This is a genomic window from Pelovirga sp. C15f, assembly GCF_057178085.1.
The window spans coordinates 298,138-312,624 of sequence record NZ_JBXUCV010000001.1 but is presented as its reverse complement, the minus strand read 5'-3'; the positions used below and the strand labels follow the sequence as shown (position 1 = coordinate 312,624).

At 50.0% G+C, this 14,487-nt stretch carries 20 protein-coding genes, 1 pseudogene and 1 riboswitch; of the genes and pseudogenes, 9 read left to right on the top strand and 12 right to left on the bottom strand.

Annotation, left to right across the window (positions count from 1 at the left end; genetic code table 11):
• Positions 1 to 92: 92 nt before the first annotated feature.
• From AC1931_RS01555 to AC1931_RS01540, 4 genes are all read right to left on the bottom strand, one after another.
• Positions 93 to 2,489, bottom strand: coding sequence for a TonB-dependent receptor plug domain-containing protein (locus AC1931_RS01555; protein ID WP_483876155.1), 2,397 nt, complete (start codon positions 2,487 to 2,489; stop codon positions 93 to 95).
• 71 nt (positions 2,490 to 2,560) lie between these two features.
• The gene (locus AC1931_RS01550) at positions 2,561 to 2,863 is read right to left on the bottom strand and encodes a DUF167 domain-containing protein (protein WP_483875466.1); all 303 of its coding nucleotides are present in this window, start codon (positions 2,861 to 2,863) and stop codon (positions 2,561 to 2,563) included.
• Entirely contained in the window at positions 2,863 to 3,393 is a 531-nt protein-coding gene (locus AC1931_RS01545) for a DivIVA domain-containing protein (RefSeq protein WP_483875465.1), read from the bottom strand. Before AC1931_RS01545 ends, AC1931_RS01550 begins: the two co-directional genes overlap by 1 nt.
• A gap of 26 nt (positions 3,394 to 3,419) precedes the next feature.
• Positions 3,420 to 3,704 (bottom strand): YggT family protein, encoded by a 285-nt coding sequence (locus tag AC1931_RS01540; protein WP_483875464.1) that lies wholly within the window; start codon positions 3,702 to 3,704, stop codon positions 3,420 to 3,422.
• 244 nt (positions 3,705 to 3,948) lie between these two features.
• Between AC1931_RS01540 and AC1931_RS01535 the strand changes: the two genes are divergently transcribed.
• Complete coding sequence (locus AC1931_RS01535; RefSeq protein WP_483875463.1) at positions 3,949 to 5,004, top strand: 3-deoxy-7-phosphoheptulonate synthase; 1,056 nt, start codon at positions 3,949 to 3,951, stop codon at positions 5,002 to 5,004.
• A 5-nt stretch (positions 5,005 to 5,009) separates the two neighbouring features.
• Here the strand turns inward: AC1931_RS01535 and AC1931_RS01530 are convergent, their stop codons facing one another.
• Positions 5,010 to 5,330 carry a hypothetical protein gene (locus AC1931_RS01530; protein WP_483875462.1) on the bottom strand — a complete coding sequence of 107 codons (321 nt, stop codon included), beginning with the start codon at positions 5,328 to 5,330 and terminating at the stop codon, positions 5,010 to 5,012.
• Positions 5,331 to 5,508: 178 nt separating this feature from the next.
• A riboswitch (TPP riboswitch) is annotated at positions 5,509 to 5,614 on the top strand.
• Positions 5,615 to 5,652: 38 nt separating this feature from the next.
• Between AC1931_RS01530 and thiF the strand changes: the two genes are divergently transcribed.
• From thiF to thiE, 5 genes are read left to right on the top strand one after another with little or no spacing between them, the layout of a single operon-like run.
• Positions 5,653 to 6,483, top strand: a complete 831-nt coding sequence (gene thiF, locus AC1931_RS01525) for a sulfur carrier protein ThiS adenylyltransferase ThiF (RefSeq protein WP_483875461.1) — start codon at positions 5,653 to 5,655, stop codon at positions 6,481 to 6,483.
• Between the two features lie 7 nt (positions 6,484 to 6,490).
• Positions 6,491 to 6,691, top strand: coding sequence for a sulfur carrier protein ThiS (gene thiS, locus AC1931_RS01520; protein WP_483875460.1), 201 nt, complete (start codon positions 6,491 to 6,493; stop codon positions 6,689 to 6,691).
• Positions 6,692 to 6,749: 58 nt separating this feature from the next.
• Complete coding sequence (locus AC1931_RS01515) at positions 6,750 to 7,526, top strand: thiazole synthase (RefSeq protein WP_483875459.1); 777 nt, start codon at positions 6,750 to 6,752, stop codon at positions 7,524 to 7,526.
• Positions 7,523 to 8,653, top strand: coding sequence for a 2-iminoacetate synthase ThiH (thiH, locus tag AC1931_RS01510; protein WP_483875458.1), 1,131 nt, complete (start codon positions 7,523 to 7,525; stop codon positions 8,651 to 8,653). The genes AC1931_RS01515 and thiH overlap by 4 nt, the downstream gene beginning before the upstream one ends.
• A 7-nt stretch (positions 8,654 to 8,660) precedes the next feature.
• Entirely contained in the window at positions 8,661 to 9,296 is a 636-nt protein-coding gene (thiE, locus tag AC1931_RS01505) for a thiamine phosphate synthase (protein WP_483875457.1), read from the top strand.
• A gap of 92 nt (positions 9,297 to 9,388) precedes the next feature.
• On the opposite strand, the gene AC1931_RS01500 is transcribed toward thiE, so the two are convergent.
• The 6 genes and pseudogenes from AC1931_RS01500 to AC1931_RS01475 form a co-directional block, all read right to left on the bottom strand.
• Entirely contained in the window at positions 9,389 to 9,985 is a 597-nt protein-coding gene (locus tag AC1931_RS01500) for a histidine phosphatase family protein (protein ID WP_483875456.1), read from the bottom strand.
• 100 nt (positions 9,986 to 10,085) lie between these two features.
• Positions 10,086 to 10,469 (bottom strand): annotated as a pseudogene (locus AC1931_RS01495) (thioredoxin domain-containing protein); the annotation flags it as partial.
• A 12-nt stretch (positions 10,470 to 10,481) separates the two neighbouring features.
• Positions 10,482 to 10,727, bottom strand: coding sequence for a hypothetical protein (locus AC1931_RS01490; protein ID WP_483875455.1), 246 nt, complete (start codon positions 10,725 to 10,727; stop codon positions 10,482 to 10,484).
• A 2-nt stretch (positions 10,728 to 10,729) separates the two neighbouring features.
• The gene (locus tag AC1931_RS01485; protein ID WP_483875454.1) at positions 10,730 to 11,425 is read right to left on the bottom strand and encodes an aspartate/glutamate racemase family protein; all 696 of its coding nucleotides are present in this window, start codon (positions 11,423 to 11,425) and stop codon (positions 10,730 to 10,732) included.
• Between the two features lie 205 nt (positions 11,426 to 11,630).
• Complete coding sequence (locus AC1931_RS01480) at positions 11,631 to 11,876, bottom strand: YheU family protein (RefSeq protein ID WP_483875453.1); 246 nt, start codon at positions 11,874 to 11,876, stop codon at positions 11,631 to 11,633.
• On the bottom strand, positions 11,873 to 12,178 hold the full coding sequence (locus AC1931_RS01475) for a GIY-YIG nuclease family protein (RefSeq protein WP_483875452.1): 306 nt from the start codon (positions 12,176 to 12,178) through the stop codon (positions 11,873 to 11,875). The genes AC1931_RS01480 and AC1931_RS01475 overlap by 4 nt, the downstream gene beginning before the upstream one ends.
• Positions 12,179 to 12,461: 283 nt before the next feature.
• On the opposite strand from AC1931_RS01475, the gene AC1931_RS01470 reads away from it, so the two are divergent.
• From AC1931_RS01470 to AC1931_RS01460, 3 genes are read left to right on the top strand one after another with little or no spacing between them, the layout of a single operon-like run.
• Positions 12,462 to 12,974 carry a tetratricopeptide repeat protein gene (locus AC1931_RS01470; RefSeq protein WP_483875451.1) on the top strand — a complete coding sequence of 171 codons (513 nt, stop codon included), beginning with the start codon at positions 12,462 to 12,464 and terminating at the stop codon, positions 12,972 to 12,974.
• A 26-nt stretch (positions 12,975 to 13,000) separates the two neighbouring features.
• A complete protein-coding gene (locus AC1931_RS01465; protein ID WP_483875450.1) occupies positions 13,001 to 13,234 on the top strand; it encodes a hypothetical protein in 234 nt (77 codons plus the stop codon).
• A 35-nt stretch (positions 13,235 to 13,269) separates the two neighbouring features.
• Positions 13,270 to 13,764, top strand: a complete 495-nt coding sequence (locus AC1931_RS01460) for an alpha/beta hydrolase (RefSeq protein ID WP_483875449.1) — start codon at positions 13,270 to 13,272, stop codon at positions 13,762 to 13,764.
• Between the two features lie 305 nt (positions 13,765 to 14,069).
• Here AC1931_RS01460 and AC1931_RS01455 read toward each other — a convergent pair whose 3' ends face one another.
• Positions 14,070 to 14,327: a hypothetical protein gene (locus AC1931_RS01455; protein ID WP_483875448.1), complete on the bottom strand. Its 258-nt coding sequence runs from the start codon at positions 14,325 to 14,327 to the stop codon at positions 14,070 to 14,072.
• Positions 14,328 to 14,487 lie beyond the last annotated feature (160 nt).

The window sequence follows — 14,487 nt, the reverse complement described above, 5'->3', positions numbered from 1 at the left end:
CTTGGATAATAGGATCGGATTTTATCTGATGTCAATATCAGTTTTTGAAAAAAGCGGTTTTTGACAGGGATAGAGATGACTTGCAGGGGCGATCAGAAGGTCATGCGCGCACCGAGGTAAAATCCCCGCCCACGGATATCACCGGTTCCGGTCGCATCACTGGCAATACCGGTCTGCATGTTGCCGTTGAAAATGTTGAAAACTTCGAGAATCAGAGTCAGATTGTAGCGGTCGGTTTTTATCGTGTCGAACTCTGCGGTAATATCGGTCGTCGATCCACCGGAGATTGTTCCTGATTTATAGGCGTCGGAATATCCACCGTCGGGATTAATCCAGAAGCTGCTGGCACTTCCTGTAAGCGTTCCATAAGGGGTATCATCAGTACGATCTGAAACAAAACCTTCGGAAGAACCACGCCATCGCGTAACAGTGTAAAGACGGAGGCAATCATTCAAAAAACTGCTGTTTGTTCTTAAAGTCATTACCCAGGGAGAGTTGTAGTTTTCGGCGGGCATATCAGCTCGAGAGATATACTTCCCGTTTAAAAAAACCTTATCAAAATTATAATCTAAACCAAGAAGGGTTCGACTGGATCGAACATCTGAATAATAATACCCGTTCAAAGAATGCGTTGTTGATTTTGAAACGCTCAAGGATAAAAGGTGAATTCCCAAATTTTTCAACCGGATATCACGCTGGATTGAAAAACTAATTTCCCGGTATTCGCTTTTCCCGTCATTGGTTAAATAATAGAAGTTTCCATCATCTGACTTACTGATTAACTGTTTCTTGTGTTCGCGTTGTAAAGCTGAAAAATTATATTCAAAACCAAGAACAAGTCCCGAAATAGCACCTGAAACCTCATCAGAATAAGGGGTTGATAACCCATCACTACCATAACTTTTACTGGTACTTACGGTCGGATCACGCGGAACTTCGCTGCCATCGGGTTGAATATCGTATATTAGCGTGTTAATCGGTCGATAGCGGTGAAAGGCATAAGCGCTCAAATGCTGGCCATAGTAGCGATTTGCACCGGCACTAAGGCGCATGGCGCTGTTACCAAAAACGTCATATTCAACCATGAGTCGCGGAGCGATATTGGTATTATCAGAAAAGCGGTCATAATCAGCACGGATTCCGGGACGAACAAGAAGCCTGTGCCAGGCCACTTCAAACTGACCGTATCCTCCGAGGTTGCTGTTGTGTCCTGACTGTGAAACTTCTTCGTAGGTTTGAATCGTTCTTCTGGTCGACGTCAATGAAATGATTTCTGCGCCCTCATTCCACATGTCGACATGTTTATATCCATATTCAAGACCTGCCATGTAATTAATATAACCGTTGTCACCATAATGGTCATTCGAAACAAAGCTCAAAGATGCGCCGGCTTCGCGGGTTTTATTTTCGGCGTCACCCAGTCCGCCATACTGGTCATCCAGACCTGAATATCTCAAGTTGGTCGCGCTGTCACGGCCGAAACCGTGCTGTGAAAAAACCGCTTTCGTTGTTAGCAGACCCCTACTAAAAAAATAATCAGCCTGGCTTGCAAAGCGCCATGAACGATTTTCTATATACCATTCACTGTCGCGATAAGCATAATCCCAGCGTAATTCCCTGTAGGGCGCATAAGTAAGATCAAGATTGATATTTATTTCATTATGGGGTTGCAGATTTATCCGGGCAAAATAGTTTTCATTGGTGCGTTGTTGACTGTCCTTGAATTCTGTCCCGTCAGACTTGATCCGCGTCAGTGGAAAGGATGAATGGTGGCGCGAATAGGATAACAGTACCGCCATATGATCATTCACAGGTCCTTCGGCACTGAGACCGGTACGGTAGATGGTAAAACGAGGCTGATTATCAGGCTCGCGCGATTCTTCATCAACGTCACGCAAATCGAACCAGCTATCTTCAGTGTAACGACCAGACAAAGTAAAACGCCAGCGATCGGTTGCAGGTTCACGCAACGTCGCGTCAACCACACCACCAACAAAACCACCATATCTGGCCGACACATTGCTGGAAAAAACCTGAACTGATTCAATCAAAGACGTATCGTAAAAAATTGAGGCATCACCGCCACCAATGGTTAAATCTGTAGCCGACCTGGTATCATCCAACCCTGAGGGATTAAGAGTATTGGTTACACTCATCCCATCGATCATGAAATTATTTTCGTACGGCTTGCCACCGGAGATGGAAATACGGGGAGGGGCGATTTCACCAACGGTCAGGCTCGACTGGTGGTCGTTGTCATATTGAATCTGCGACATGCCCTTGAGGGCCTCAGTAATTGAACCAGTGGCGGACGGCAACATCTCCAGGTCAGCACCCTCGATGGTGGTCTCACCAGATTCAATGGAGGTGGCATGAACAAAGACCGGACTTAAGGTGTGCAGATCTGTGGCAGCTGTTCCCTGTCCATCCGCAGGAACAAAAAGCGAATCCTCAGCCCACAGCAAGAGAGGGTGAAACAGTACAATCATCACCAGAAAGATCTTCATAAGACAAAGCTTTTTCAGTTGAAGCTCGTATCCCCGCGGCCTGAGCTGTTTATTTATTCATCATGTTCTATACCGAGGCGTTCAACAATAGCGCTGCTGCTGAGCCCACGGATCAGCACGCGTTTATGACGCGACGCTGTTCCGGAAATAATTTCTATGTCACGAACCGGCCTATGCAAGAGCTTCGCGAGAAAAACACAACAACAGCTGTTGGCGGAACCATCAACGGGTGGCGCCGTCAGTCTTACTTTGAGGGCACCCGCATGGCGACCCACCAGCTGGTTTTTTGACGAGCGTGGCTGCACCACCAGGGAAAGAATGATCCCATCCGCGGTTTCGGTGAGATAGTCAGGCATCAATCGGGCAGCTCATCATCCGTTATTCCGTCGGCAAAAAGAACCTGTAGTTTTTCCGGATGGTTTTGCAGATCAATCTGCAGGGTATCAATGTCCATGTCGAGGAGCTGTTTATGGTTGTCGATCAGGGCCCGCAGGCTGTTTCTGAAGGAGTGCCTGATCCGTTTGATTTCCTGTATTTCACCAACCAGCTGAATACGTCGTTCGTTGGCATCACGAAGTACTCGTTCCCCCTCGATATGGGCTTCGGCAACAACAATATCCGCATCGCGGCGCGCCTGATCTTTAAGTTCCTCGGTCATCTTCTGCGCAGTTACCAGGGTTTGCTGCAGCAATTTTTCACGCTCGCGCATCTGCTCCAGCGAGGTCCTGGTACGTGCCAGGGATTCCTTCAATTCATTATTCTGGTGATATAGCTGTTCCAGCTCATCAGCAAGCATTTCCAGAAACTGATCGACTGCTGTAGTATCATAACCAAACAGTCGACTTTTAAATCGATGTTGCTGGATCTCAATAGGAGTAATGCGCATACACTGCCCTGCTTGAATGCAAAAGATCAGGCCGCCAGACGGTAAAGAAAACCGACCAGCAGCTGCTGTGCAACCGACAAAAGGATCAACAGGGCGATAGGAGACAAATCAAGCCCGCCCATTTGCAGAAAAGGCATCAGCCGCCGGAGCCGATAAAGAGCCGGATCGGTCATGTTGTGAAGAAAACGCACAATGGGGTTGTAAGGATCGGGATTGACCCACGAAATCAATGCTCTGGCAATAACAATAAAAATATAGATGGTGAATGCCAACTCCAGAATCCGGGCAATGGCGATCAGCAGAAAATCCATATTATACCTCGCTGATATGAGTATTGATCCGCAAGCATCGGATAAATACACTGTTGTTTATTTGAATCGACACATAAAAGAGATCGTTAGAGTTGTCGGATCTTATAACTAAAAGGCCTCATCAGTGTCAATAAATCCCTGAAAGACTGACGAAATCAGTCTTTGACAGCAACGCTAAAAATGGTTAGATTGCTACCCCTGCTTGTCGATACTGCATGGCAACCTGTTTTTCGGAGACGATCTCATGGTTCAAACCAACAATCTGAATGTGCTTGATGTCACCCCAATTATTGCGCCGACTGAACTCAAGCAGGTGTTCCCTTTGTCTCTTGATGGCGCCAATTTTGTCAACAACAGTCGCAACACCATTAAAGCGATCCTGCGTGGCGAAGACAAGCGACTGATGGTGGTCGTTGGCCCCTGCTCTATCCATGACAGCACCATGGCCCTCGATTATGCCCGCCGCCTATCGACGTTGGCAGCCGAACTCAGTGACCAGATGTTTATCATCATGCGTGTCTATTTCGAAAAACCCCGTACGACCATCGGCTGGAAAGGGTTGATCAACGATCCCGATATGAACGGCAGTCACCAGATCTCCAAGGGCTTAGGGATCGCCCGGCAGCTGTTTTGCGCCATGACGTCCATGAACCTCCCGATTGCCAGCGAAATGCTTGACCCGATCACGCCCCAGTATCTGGCCGACATGATCAGCTGGGGTGCGATTGGTGCCCGCACCACCGAATCGCAGACCCATCGGGAAATGGCCAGCGGCCTGTCTTTTCCCGTCGGCTTTAAAAACGGCACCGATGGCACCTTGACTATTGCTGCCGATGCCATGGCGGCGGCCAAGCACCCCCACAGTTTCCTCGGCATTAACCGCGAAGGACGCTCGTCCATTGTCCAGACCAGCGGCAACCCGAACGTTCATATCGTTCTGCGTGGTGGCAATGATCGCCCTAACTACTACCCTGATGATATTGAACAGACCGCAACCTTGCTGCGCAAAAAAAATCTTTCTACTGCGATCATGGTTGACTGTAGCCATGCCAACTCCTGCAAGGATCACGAACGGCAAAAAGAAGTGCTGGAAAGTGTTGTTGACCAGCTGGTTGAGCGTCCCGGCTCCATCACCGGCGTCATGATTGAAAGCAATATCAACGCCGGCAACCAGGCGTTAACAGCCGACCCGCGTGATCTGCAATATGGTGTTTCGATTACCGATAAATGTGTTGACTGGGAGACCACGGTTAAGATGCTGACCACGGCTTATCAGCGCCTGAAATCACGCCAACTTTAACCAGGCTACAGATCATTAAGCAGACGATAAATCAACTGCTCCAGTTCCCAGATCATGCCGGCGACGGCACCCTGCTCAGCTTGTTCAAGCTGAACTCTGGCGCGATCCAGATCACCATGCGCCTTGAGCAAAACCGGTGATAATTTAGCTTCAAGCTGGTTACGGGGAATCTCTCCAACACCTTCTACCCATTCAAGCAACTCCTCTGCTGCGCGATCAACAAAATGTAACGGCTTTGTCGCTTCTTCCGGCAGCATCGTATAAAAATCATCAGCCTGCTGCTCCAGCAGTTGCACAAGGTCACGGTAGCGTTCAGAAATTGTCATAGATATCCTTTTAATCCCGTTCGGTTTTTTAGTTCAGCAAGTCCATATCAGAAGCAAAACGGGCGTATCATACGTGAACCTCCAGCAAAAAACCACGGGTTTAAAACCCCCTCACAGTGAGGACGTTCGGCCTTAGCTGTTGACTTGAATAAAACCCTTCTGGTAGCTTTCAAGACATTGATAGCGCTAGGGGAGTCACAGTTACTGAGAGTTCCGTCCCGACGGAATGACCCTTGGAACCTGATCCGGATGATACCGGCGTAGGGAAGCGGCATATATACGAAATTTTTTCGTCAGCCGCCTTGCATGGTGGCTTTTTTTTATGAGCAGACAATCGATGCAGATTTACCTCAATGAGCGCCTCCTGACCGTTACTTCCGGCACCTTGTTGCGCGAACTGCAGCGCCAGCATTTTCCGGACGCCGATCTGCTGATTGTTAACGGCTACCCTTGCGCTGAAGACCGAATCATCACTGATCAGGATCGTATTGTCATGATTCGCCGTGGTGCAGTTCCTCAATCAGAAGAACTTGAAGCCTTGATGATGGCACGTCACACCCCTGGCGTGCACGCAAAAGTTAAAGGCGCACGGGTTGGCATTGCCGGTGCCGGGGGCCTCGGCTCGGCCATTGCTATTGCTCTGGCCCGTACCGGGGTTGGTTTTATCAGAATTGCCGATTACGACGTGGTTGAACCGTCAAATCTCAACCGCCAGCAGTATTTCATCGATCAGATTGGTCTGCCAAAGGTTCATGCCCTGCGCGTTAACCTGCAACGCACCAACCCACTGGTCACTGTTGATGTCTATCATGGCAAGGTAACTGCCCGGAATATCCTGGAACTGTTTGCCGATGTTGATATTCTGGTGGAAGCTTTCGATGGCGCGGATCAAAAAGCCATGCTCGCCAATACTTTTCTGCGCGAACTTCCCGAAAAATATCTGGTTGCAGCATCCGGGATGGCCGGCTATGAACCTGGCAACACAATTCGCACACAGAAAATCAACCACCGGTTCTATCTGTGTGGAGACAACTCAACGTCCGCAGGGCCCGGTTGCGGGCTCATGGCTCCGCGAGTCGGAATTGCCGCCCATCATCAGGCCAATGCAGTATTAAGGCTGATTCTCGGAGAAGATCCGGCAGCAGAAAGTTGACTACAACATGCGGATTACTGTTAACGGCAACGAACAAAAGATTTCGGACCGCACCAGCATCGCAGCGCTGCTTAAGAGCGTCGACGTGGATCCTGAACAGGTCGTGGCAGAGCACAATGGTCAGATCATCTCACCGGAAAGTTACGGCGAAATCTATCTGAGCGATGGCGATATCATTGAGCTGATTCAATTTGTCGGGGGCGGTTGATTTGCCCGATAGGACACTATTACATTTACCTGATACATCAAGCGAGGTTTCAATTTCTATGGATCTATTACAGATCGCGAATCGCACCTTTCGTTCACGTCTGATGGTTGGTACCGGCAAGTTTTCTTCACATCAGGCCATGCTCGATGCTATGGAGCACTCCGGCTGCGAGATTGTGACTGTTGCCCTGCGCCGGGTCGACATCAATAACCCCCAGGACAGCCTTTTGTCCCATATCGACCAGGACCGCTACCTGCTCCTGCCCAATACCAGTGGCGCACGTTGCGCTGAGGAAGCAATCCGTCTGGCCCGCATTGCCAGGGCAGCGGGATGTGAGCCCTGGGTTAAGCTTGAAGTAACCCCGGATCCTTATTACCTGTTACCCGACCCCATAGAAACCCTTAAAGCAACAGAAATCCTGGTCAAGGAGGGCTTCATTGTACTGCCCTACATGCCCGCCGATCCGGTTCTTGCCAAACGGCTCGAAGAAGCAGGCGCTGCGACTGTGATGCCCCTGGGTGCCCCCATCGGCACCAACCGCGGTCTGTTAACTCGCGAGCTGATCGCTATTATTATTGAGCAGGCACAGATTCCAGTTGTCGTTGATGCCGGCCTGGGTGCTCCTTCCCATGCCGCCGAAGCCATGGAAATGGGCGCTGATGCAGTCCTGGTCAATACTGCCCTGGCCGACACACCCGATCCGGCGGCCATGGCCCGCGCTTTTTGCAAGGGGGTTGAAGCCGGCCGCGAAGCTTACCGCGCCGGTTTGGGGCCAAAACGTCAGCAGGCCAGCGCTTCCAGCCCGTTAACCGGTTTTTTAAGGGATGAATCGTGAGTTTTCTAGATCAGCTTAACGCCTATCCTCAGGAGATGGTACTTCATGCCATCACCACAGCCACGCCAACCCGAATAGACCATATCCTCGGCCAACAGCGAATCAGCATCGAAGATTTTGCCTGCCTGCTGAATCCTGCAATCAATGCTGAGCAACTCGAACGGATGGCACTCAAAGCGCAGCAGATCACCCGCCAGCGTTTTGGCCGGACAATTCTGCTTTATGCTCCTCTTTATCTCTCTAATGAGTGCCTGAACGGCTGCCGCTATTGTGGTTTTAATGCCGAGAATGATCTGTTACGCAAAACCCTGACCCTAGATGAAGTCAAGCGCGAAGCCCGTTATCTCCACGATCAGGGGTTTCGGCACCTGCTGCTGTTGACCGGTGAAGCACCGCAAGCCGCCAACGTCGACTACCTTGAAGCGGCGGTAGAGATCATCAAGCCGTACTGTGGTTCCATTTCAATTGAGGTTTTCCCCATGGCGACCGATGACTATGGGCGAATGGTTAGCGCCGGCGTCGATGGTCTGACGCTGTATCAGGAAACCTACGATCGGGATCGCTACCGCGACCTGCACCCCTACGGTCCCAAAAGCGATTATGAATACCGCTTGCTTGCCCCCGAGCGGGCCGGTGAAGCCGGCATGCGCCGGATTGGCATTGGTTCTCTGCTCGGCCTTGGTAACAGCCTGAGTGATCTGTTCTACTCCGGCCTGCACGCTCGCTATCTGATGCACCGCTTCTGGAAAACCCTGGTTACCCTTTCCTTTCCGCGTCTGCGCCCGGCAGCAGGGGGATTTACACCAGCACATATTGTTTCAGATCGTCAATTAACCCAGTTCATCTGTGCGTTGCGCCTGTTGTTGCCCGATGCCGGGCTGGTTCTTTCGACCCGCGAAAGTGCTGCCTTGCGCGACAATCTCCTGCCATTGGGAATCACCCAGATGAGTGCCGGTTCCTGCACCGCTCCCGGCGGCTATGGCAATCATTCAGATGAAGGGGGGCAGTTCAGTATCAGCGATGATCGCAGCCCGGCCGAGATTGAACAACTGCTCAAAAAACAGGGCTATGATCCGGTCTGGAAAGATTGGGACACGGCTTTTTTAACTTCAGCTGAAGAACGCTAGCAACCATATGAAGAAGTCCCCACCGCCACCCCTTTACTTGATCACTGATCGCCAATTAATGCGACCGGATCAGGATTTCTTTGTGGTGCTGGAACAATTGATGGTAGCCGGAATACGGATGATCCAGCTCCGCGAGAAGGACTTGCCGGCACACCAACTGTACGAAATGGCACATCAGCTACGCATCGTGACTTTGCGTCACAACTGCCTGCTCCTCATCAATGACCGCGTTGATATTGCTCTGGCGGTCAATGCCGACGGTGTCCACTTAAGAACCAATTCCCTGCCCACTGCGGTAGTACGTAAATTATTAGGCACAGACAAACTGATTGGCGTATCTACCCATTCAACTCAAGAGATTGCCGCTGCTGCCCTTCAGGGTGCTGACTTTGCCACCTATGGCCCGGTGTTTTATACCCCTTCGAAAGCTGACTACGGCCCCCCTAAGGGGCTTTCTGAGCTACAAGACGCTTGTTGTTCAACGGCACTGCCTGTTTACGCCCTGGGAGGGATATCGGTCACCAACACCCCTGCGGTTATGACCACCGGCACCCACGGGGTTGCTGTCATCTCCACTTTAATGACTGCAACAAATCCAACGCCTGTGTGTCAAAAACTCATCAACGCCATCGGGCGCCCTTAAATCTGCTCTTTTCAAGCACCAGCATGTCAGCAAATGGGGGTTGTTGTTTGCAGTTCCTCAGGCCCCTCGTTTCATCATCAAGGTGCGCGGTGCTATCTGCCTGATAATAAACGCCCAATGACATGAATGGCCCCGTCTGATGTCGCTTGAATCACGACCATTTCGCCAGAACGTGGCACAACACCCGTCAAGCCGGTGATATTGACCTGATGGGTGACCAGCACGCGCGGCGGCCCTTGATATGGACGGCTGAGAAACTCTCGCAAGGTGGTCGTTTGTGCAGGACCACGTTCAGGATGACCAAAGAAAGAATCCAGGAACGGTAAAGGGTCCACCGATCCCAATTCAAGCAAGCGCGCGGTTTCAAGACACCGGCACCAGCGACTTGACCATACCTGAGCGCTGGCGATGCCGTTCTCGCGGAACGCTTTGCCAATCTGGCGCGCCTGACGTCTCCCCTCTTCCGACAGGTTACGCTGGGTCGTGCAATCATCCAGTTGGAAACCGACCGGATCACCGGTGCCGGGAGCCAGGGCATGGCGGATCAGTGCCGCCGCCTCGCCACTTTCAAGTGCTGCCCAGAGTTCTTTTTCAGCTTCATCTGCGCGCAGAGGTAGATTCCAGCCCAGCAAGATGGTCAGCGCCAGGATTGCCGGGACACTACGCCGAAAGAACGGAGGAAATGTCATGACAAGGCTCCCGATGGTATTTAGAGATGATCTGCGCAAAAAAACATCTAAGGTCCACCACTTTAACAACAAACGGATCACAAGTGACAAGTCTGGAATGCTAAAGACCGCGTAACAGTGCAACCGAAACCTCCGGCTCAACACGTTCGGTATGATCGGCAAAAAAGGCAGTATCCTGGATAACGCCATCAGTATCGACAACAATCCTGCCGACCAGAGGCAGGCGCCAGTGCTTTTCACCATTAAAGCGTTCCAGATCGATGCCGAATCCGCGATAGATCTCGATGAGCTCTGCGGGCAGATCAAACATCACCCGCAGTTGATCAAGATAGGAAAAACCAGGATCGCTCAGCACTGGATACTTCAGCCCCAATTTACTGACCAGAGGACCGGCATACCTGGACAACATCGGGGAGATTGCCACCAGTGTTGCACCGGTATCCTCAATCTGTGGCAATACCTGTTGCAGAGCTTCCAGCTCCGCATTGCAGTAAGGTCACCACACTCCCCGATAAAGAGTGATCAGCACCGGCCCTCGCGCCCGCAACTCCTTTAGAAAAACCGGGTTACCCTGGGCATCCTCTAGAGAAAAGTCCGGGATCTTTTCGCCCGGTCGAATGGCCCTGTCTAAAATACCGGAGTTCTCCACTGCAATACGGGAATGAAGCATCTTCTTCATATTCTCCGGTGAGATTTTACTGGCCGCGTTTTTTTTGAGGTTCTCAAGTTGTTCTTTAAGCATGGTTAATTCCTTCCTAGCGCCAGCTGAACCACCTGCTGCGCATGTATTTCTGTTGTGTCATAAAGCGGAACCTCTGTATCCGGGCACTGAATCAACAGACCTATCTCAGTGCACCCCAGGACGACTCCTTGGGCGCCGCGTTTCGCTAATGATGTGATCACACCCAGATAGAAGACCTTTGACTCTGGCTTGATCTCACCACGGCACAATTCATTATAAATCACGGCGTGAATACCTTCTCGTTGGGCATCATCAGGCACAACAATCTGGATACCATGCTCACGGAGACGGTCGCAGTAAAATGCCCCCTCCATCGTAAACCTGGTCCCCATCAGCCCGACACAGGTTATTCCATCCTTTTTTAGCACCCTGGCCGTCGCATCTGCGATATGAAGAAGGGGAATGCTGACAGCCCCTTCGATCTGGGGAGCGACTTTGTGCATCGTGTTCGTGCAGAGAACGAGAAATTCTGCCCCTGCAGATTCAAGCGCACGGCCCGCTGAGCCAAGGATACCAGCTGTTGCTTGCCAATCTCCCTGATGCTGCAGGGCTTCAATCTCGGCAAAGTCGACACTGTAAAGAACAAGCCTGGCTGAATGCAGCCCGCCAAGCTCGTCCCTCACCATTTCATTTATCCGCCGGTAATAACTCTGGGTAGACTCCCAGCTCATCCCTCCGATCAGCCCTATTGTTTTCATCCGCAGTCTCCATGATTACTTTTTAGTTGGAAATTTTTCTAATTTCCGAAAAATCGCAGCGCCGCAACTCTTTTTTGGACAGAATACTTAACCTGTTAAGTGATTGCTATCATCAGAGCACTCTCTGAAAAGGGCCGGCTCAGGTTCTGATATTTCTGATTGCGGATCATCCTCGTACCAGATGTGTATACGGCACCTTACTACTTTAACGACAAGCAACAATATTTACTGTTTGCGAACGAAGATCGAAAACAATTCTGACCTGTTGGCGCTGCAACTGCTGAAAAACCTGCTCGACTTTATCGTCTAAAGCACAACCGGCATCGCCCCAATCGGCACCATCTCTACTAACAAACTCCTGAATCATTCTCCGCAACGTCTCTTGATCGAGCTGCTGATACGGCACATGGACTCCCTCCTCCTGCAGTTTATCGTTGTTTTCATCAGTCACCGGTCATACCTCAAACATAACGAATTCTGGTTCGGAAAAACCGCTTCCAGCTGATTATCCACCGATCTGAGCAAAGATTGTTTTTCAGTTAAGCCCATTTTTTTAATCGTCATCTCCCTACGGCTGGCGCTGCTGCGGTTGTGGCCGGATTCCAGATAGACAATGCGGCAAGGAAAACGGCCACGGAAATATTTAGCCCCGGTCCCGGCGGTATGCTGAGCAACTCGCCGTTTAACATCGGTACTGATGCCGGTATAAAGAGAACCATCCGAACAGAGGAGAATATAGACCTGCCAGTGCATATTTTCTTAGCTTTCCATCAATCACGATCACAACCGGTAGAATCTGACGACGAAGCAACTTTATCTGCCGGAATAAATATACCATCACAACGACACTTCACACCAATTTACTTCTTTCCATGAAAAAATGGATTCATCTCACCCAGGGACTGACCAGCCACCTTGCAGGTTGATTTCTCCTCAAAAATGTAGACTCAGATTGATAAAGTATGTGAATATTTTGAGGTGAAAGACAATGCTGACCTTGATAGATCCTGATGACTTTTAAACTAGGCTTAAGATATTGGAGTTACAAATGAAAATAAAAATTACAGTCTCGCTGATTTTCAGTATTCTGGTGATTTTCCTGATTGTCGGCCCGGTTACCGGCGAGGATACCACGATCATTTTTAAACATGATCGCACAGGCGTTGGCGATGAGATTAATCAAATGAAGGATTTTGATTTTGAGCTTCAGCAACGTGAACGGGAGCGAATGAAAGAATGGAACATTGAAGATTCAACGGAGGCCATAAAAGTCGGCGACACCTACTTTAACAAGGGTGAAATTGACGATGCCATTTTCTTTTATCAGGTGGCTATTAAGATCGATCCCGCCAATACTGAAGCCCATGATAAATTCATTACAGCCAGAAATAAGGAAAAAGAAACGACCTCCGCTCATTATCATCAGGCCATGGAATATTACCGCAAAGGGATAAAAGATAAAGCCATTGATGCACTGATTCTTGAAATCAAAGAGAACCCGGATAATGAACAGGCTCGTGTCAAACTGAATGAAATCGAAAGCCAATAAATATTTGGTGGATTACCATGGCGGCTATGAAAAGATTTTTGTCTCATCTGAGTTATTCCCTTCTGATTGCCGCCTCACTGCTCCTGGGTCTGGCCCCCTTTTCCCCTGAGCCGCACCTGGTGGAAAAAACCCGTTTACTCCTGCACGGTGAGCTGTCCCGGCCGCTTGATATCTTTGATCTGTTTTTCCACCTCGCGCCAGCGCTGTTATTAATGGTTAAGCTAGCGCTGGAACGGCCTTGGCGACGCTCTCAATCCTGAAGCCAAATGGAAATTGAATTTGCTGAGGTGATGACATGAACATTCTGTTCCTTCACGGCCTTGAATCCGGTCCCCATGGCAGCAAATACCAAGCTCTGACATGGATGTTTGGGGATGTTCTGGCACCCGATTGCACCGGTGTTAAAGACGAGTCACAACGCCTGCGCATCATTCAGCAGTCGCTTGAAGCTGTAAAAGAGCCTGTCATAGTAGTTGGTTCGAGCATGGGAGGATTGATGGCGTTGCTGCTGAACCAGGCAAGTCCGGACAAGGTTGCCGGCATGGTTCTCTGTGCTCCGGCCATCCATCGACCGGCAGCTAAAAATCTGAATATTGAAAAGCTGCCACCAACCATCGTGATTCACGGTAAAGCAGATACTGTGGTTCCTTTTGATTGTAGTTTGATTTTTGGAAAACGCTTGATAGCGGTTAACGATGATCACCGCCTGGGTAACAGCATGCCGGACATCTTGAAGGCAGTCTTTGATATGAAGCTTAATTTAGCACGGCTCAATCATCTGGTCTCGTAGCACAACCACGAGCCTTGAAAAGGATAAGGTAGAATTCCTGTCTACTTCGGAAACGATTTTATTGGTCTATAATGATTTTCGCCAAAGAAACATTAAAGCTTCCTTGGCGAAAGGTCTGGCGAAAGTCGCATCACGAAAACATATAACTATCTGTAATCATGATGCTTTTAATGGTGGAGGTGGCGGGAATCTTACGCGATTTTTTCCCTTTATTTTCAAGGGGTTTACTACTCTACCCACAAAAAAGTCTACCCGCATCTACCCGCACACCCTTTTCGTGTACGGGTTCTATTCCTATTTTCTGCTTAATTTTTATGCAACGGGCAGATAGCAGCGGGCCACGAACCGGGGTTGGTATCTTCTCTACCTGGCACCCGCCAAGCCATCACCCCGGCAACATCTGACGCCAAAACTTCAACCAGCCCCCTGCCCTCAGTGTCAAGCGATTCAATGTCCCCTGGAGAGATCAGGCCATCGATGTTGAGATCAATAATTGACTGTTGAATGGTCTTGCCGGTCGCTCGACCATAGGCATGAATCATAATTGCGGTATAGTTCGCCATGTCCCCCTCCTTGGCAATGGTTATGCTTTAAACACTACCACCGCCGCTCCCAACTTTCAAGCTGCAGGGCTTACCCTGCCCCCGCAGCCGATCACGCGACACAGGGCAAGCCAGAGGGTCAGTTTTAGCAGAAAAAGAAAAAGCGGGAACGACTTCTCGC

Coding starts and splice junctions, on each gene's coding strand:
- AC1931_RS01550 (WP_483875466.1), bottom strand. CDS start 2,863: ATGCCTGACTATCTCACCGAAACCGCGGATGGGATCATTCTTTCCCTG.
- AC1931_RS01530 (WP_483875462.1), bottom strand. CDS start 5,330: ATGACAATTTCTGAACGCTACCGTGACCTTGTGCAACTGCTGGAGCAG.
- AC1931_RS01485 (WP_483875454.1), bottom strand. CDS start 11,425: ATGAAAACAATAGGGCTGATCGGAGGGATGAGCTGGGAGTCTACCCAG.
- AC1931_RS01465 (WP_483875450.1), top strand. CDS start 13,001: ATGAAAAGATTTTTGTCTCATCTGAGTTATTCCCTTCTGATTGCCGCC.
- AC1931_RS01535 (WP_483875463.1), top strand. CDS start 3,949: ATGGTTCAAACCAACAATCTGAATGTGCTTGATGTCACCCCAATTATT.
- AC1931_RS01460 (WP_483875449.1), top strand. CDS start 13,270: ATGAACATTCTGTTCCTTCACGGCCTTGAATCCGGTCCCCATGGCAGC.
- AC1931_RS01475 (WP_483875452.1), bottom strand. CDS start 12,178: ATGCACTGGCAGGTCTATATTCTCCTCTGTTCGGATGGTTCTCTTTAT.
- thiF (WP_483875461.1), top strand. CDS start 5,653: ATGAGCAGACAATCGATGCAGATTTACCTCAATGAGCGCCTCCTGACC.
- AC1931_RS01545 (WP_483875465.1), bottom strand. CDS start 3,393: ATGCGCATTACTCCTATTGAGATCCAGCAACATCGATTTAAAAGTCGA.
- AC1931_RS01515 (WP_483875459.1), top strand. CDS start 6,750: ATGGATCTATTACAGATCGCGAATCGCACCTTTCGTTCACGTCTGATG.
- thiE (WP_483875457.1), top strand. CDS start 8,661: ATGAAGAAGTCCCCACCGCCACCCCTTTACTTGATCACTGATCGCCAA.
- AC1931_RS01490 (WP_483875455.1), bottom strand. CDS start 10,727: ATGCTTAAAGAACAACTTGAGAACCTCAAAAAAAACGCGGCCAGTAAA.
- AC1931_RS01540 (WP_483875464.1), bottom strand. CDS start 3,704: ATGGATTTTCTGCTGATCGCCATTGCCCGGATTCTGGAGTTGGCATTC.
- AC1931_RS01500 (WP_483875456.1), bottom strand. CDS start 9,985: ATGACATTTCCTCCGTTCTTTCGGCGTAGTGTCCCGGCAATCCTGGCG.
- thiS (WP_483875460.1), top strand. CDS start 6,491: ATGCGGATTACTGTTAACGGCAACGAACAAAAGATTTCGGACCGCACC.
- AC1931_RS01455 (WP_483875448.1), bottom strand. CDS start 14,327: ATGGCGAACTATACCGCAATTATGATTCATGCCTATGGTCGAGCGACC.
- AC1931_RS01555 (WP_483876155.1), bottom strand. CDS start 2,489: ATGATTGTACTGTTTCACCCTCTCTTGCTGTGGGCTGAGGATTCGCTT.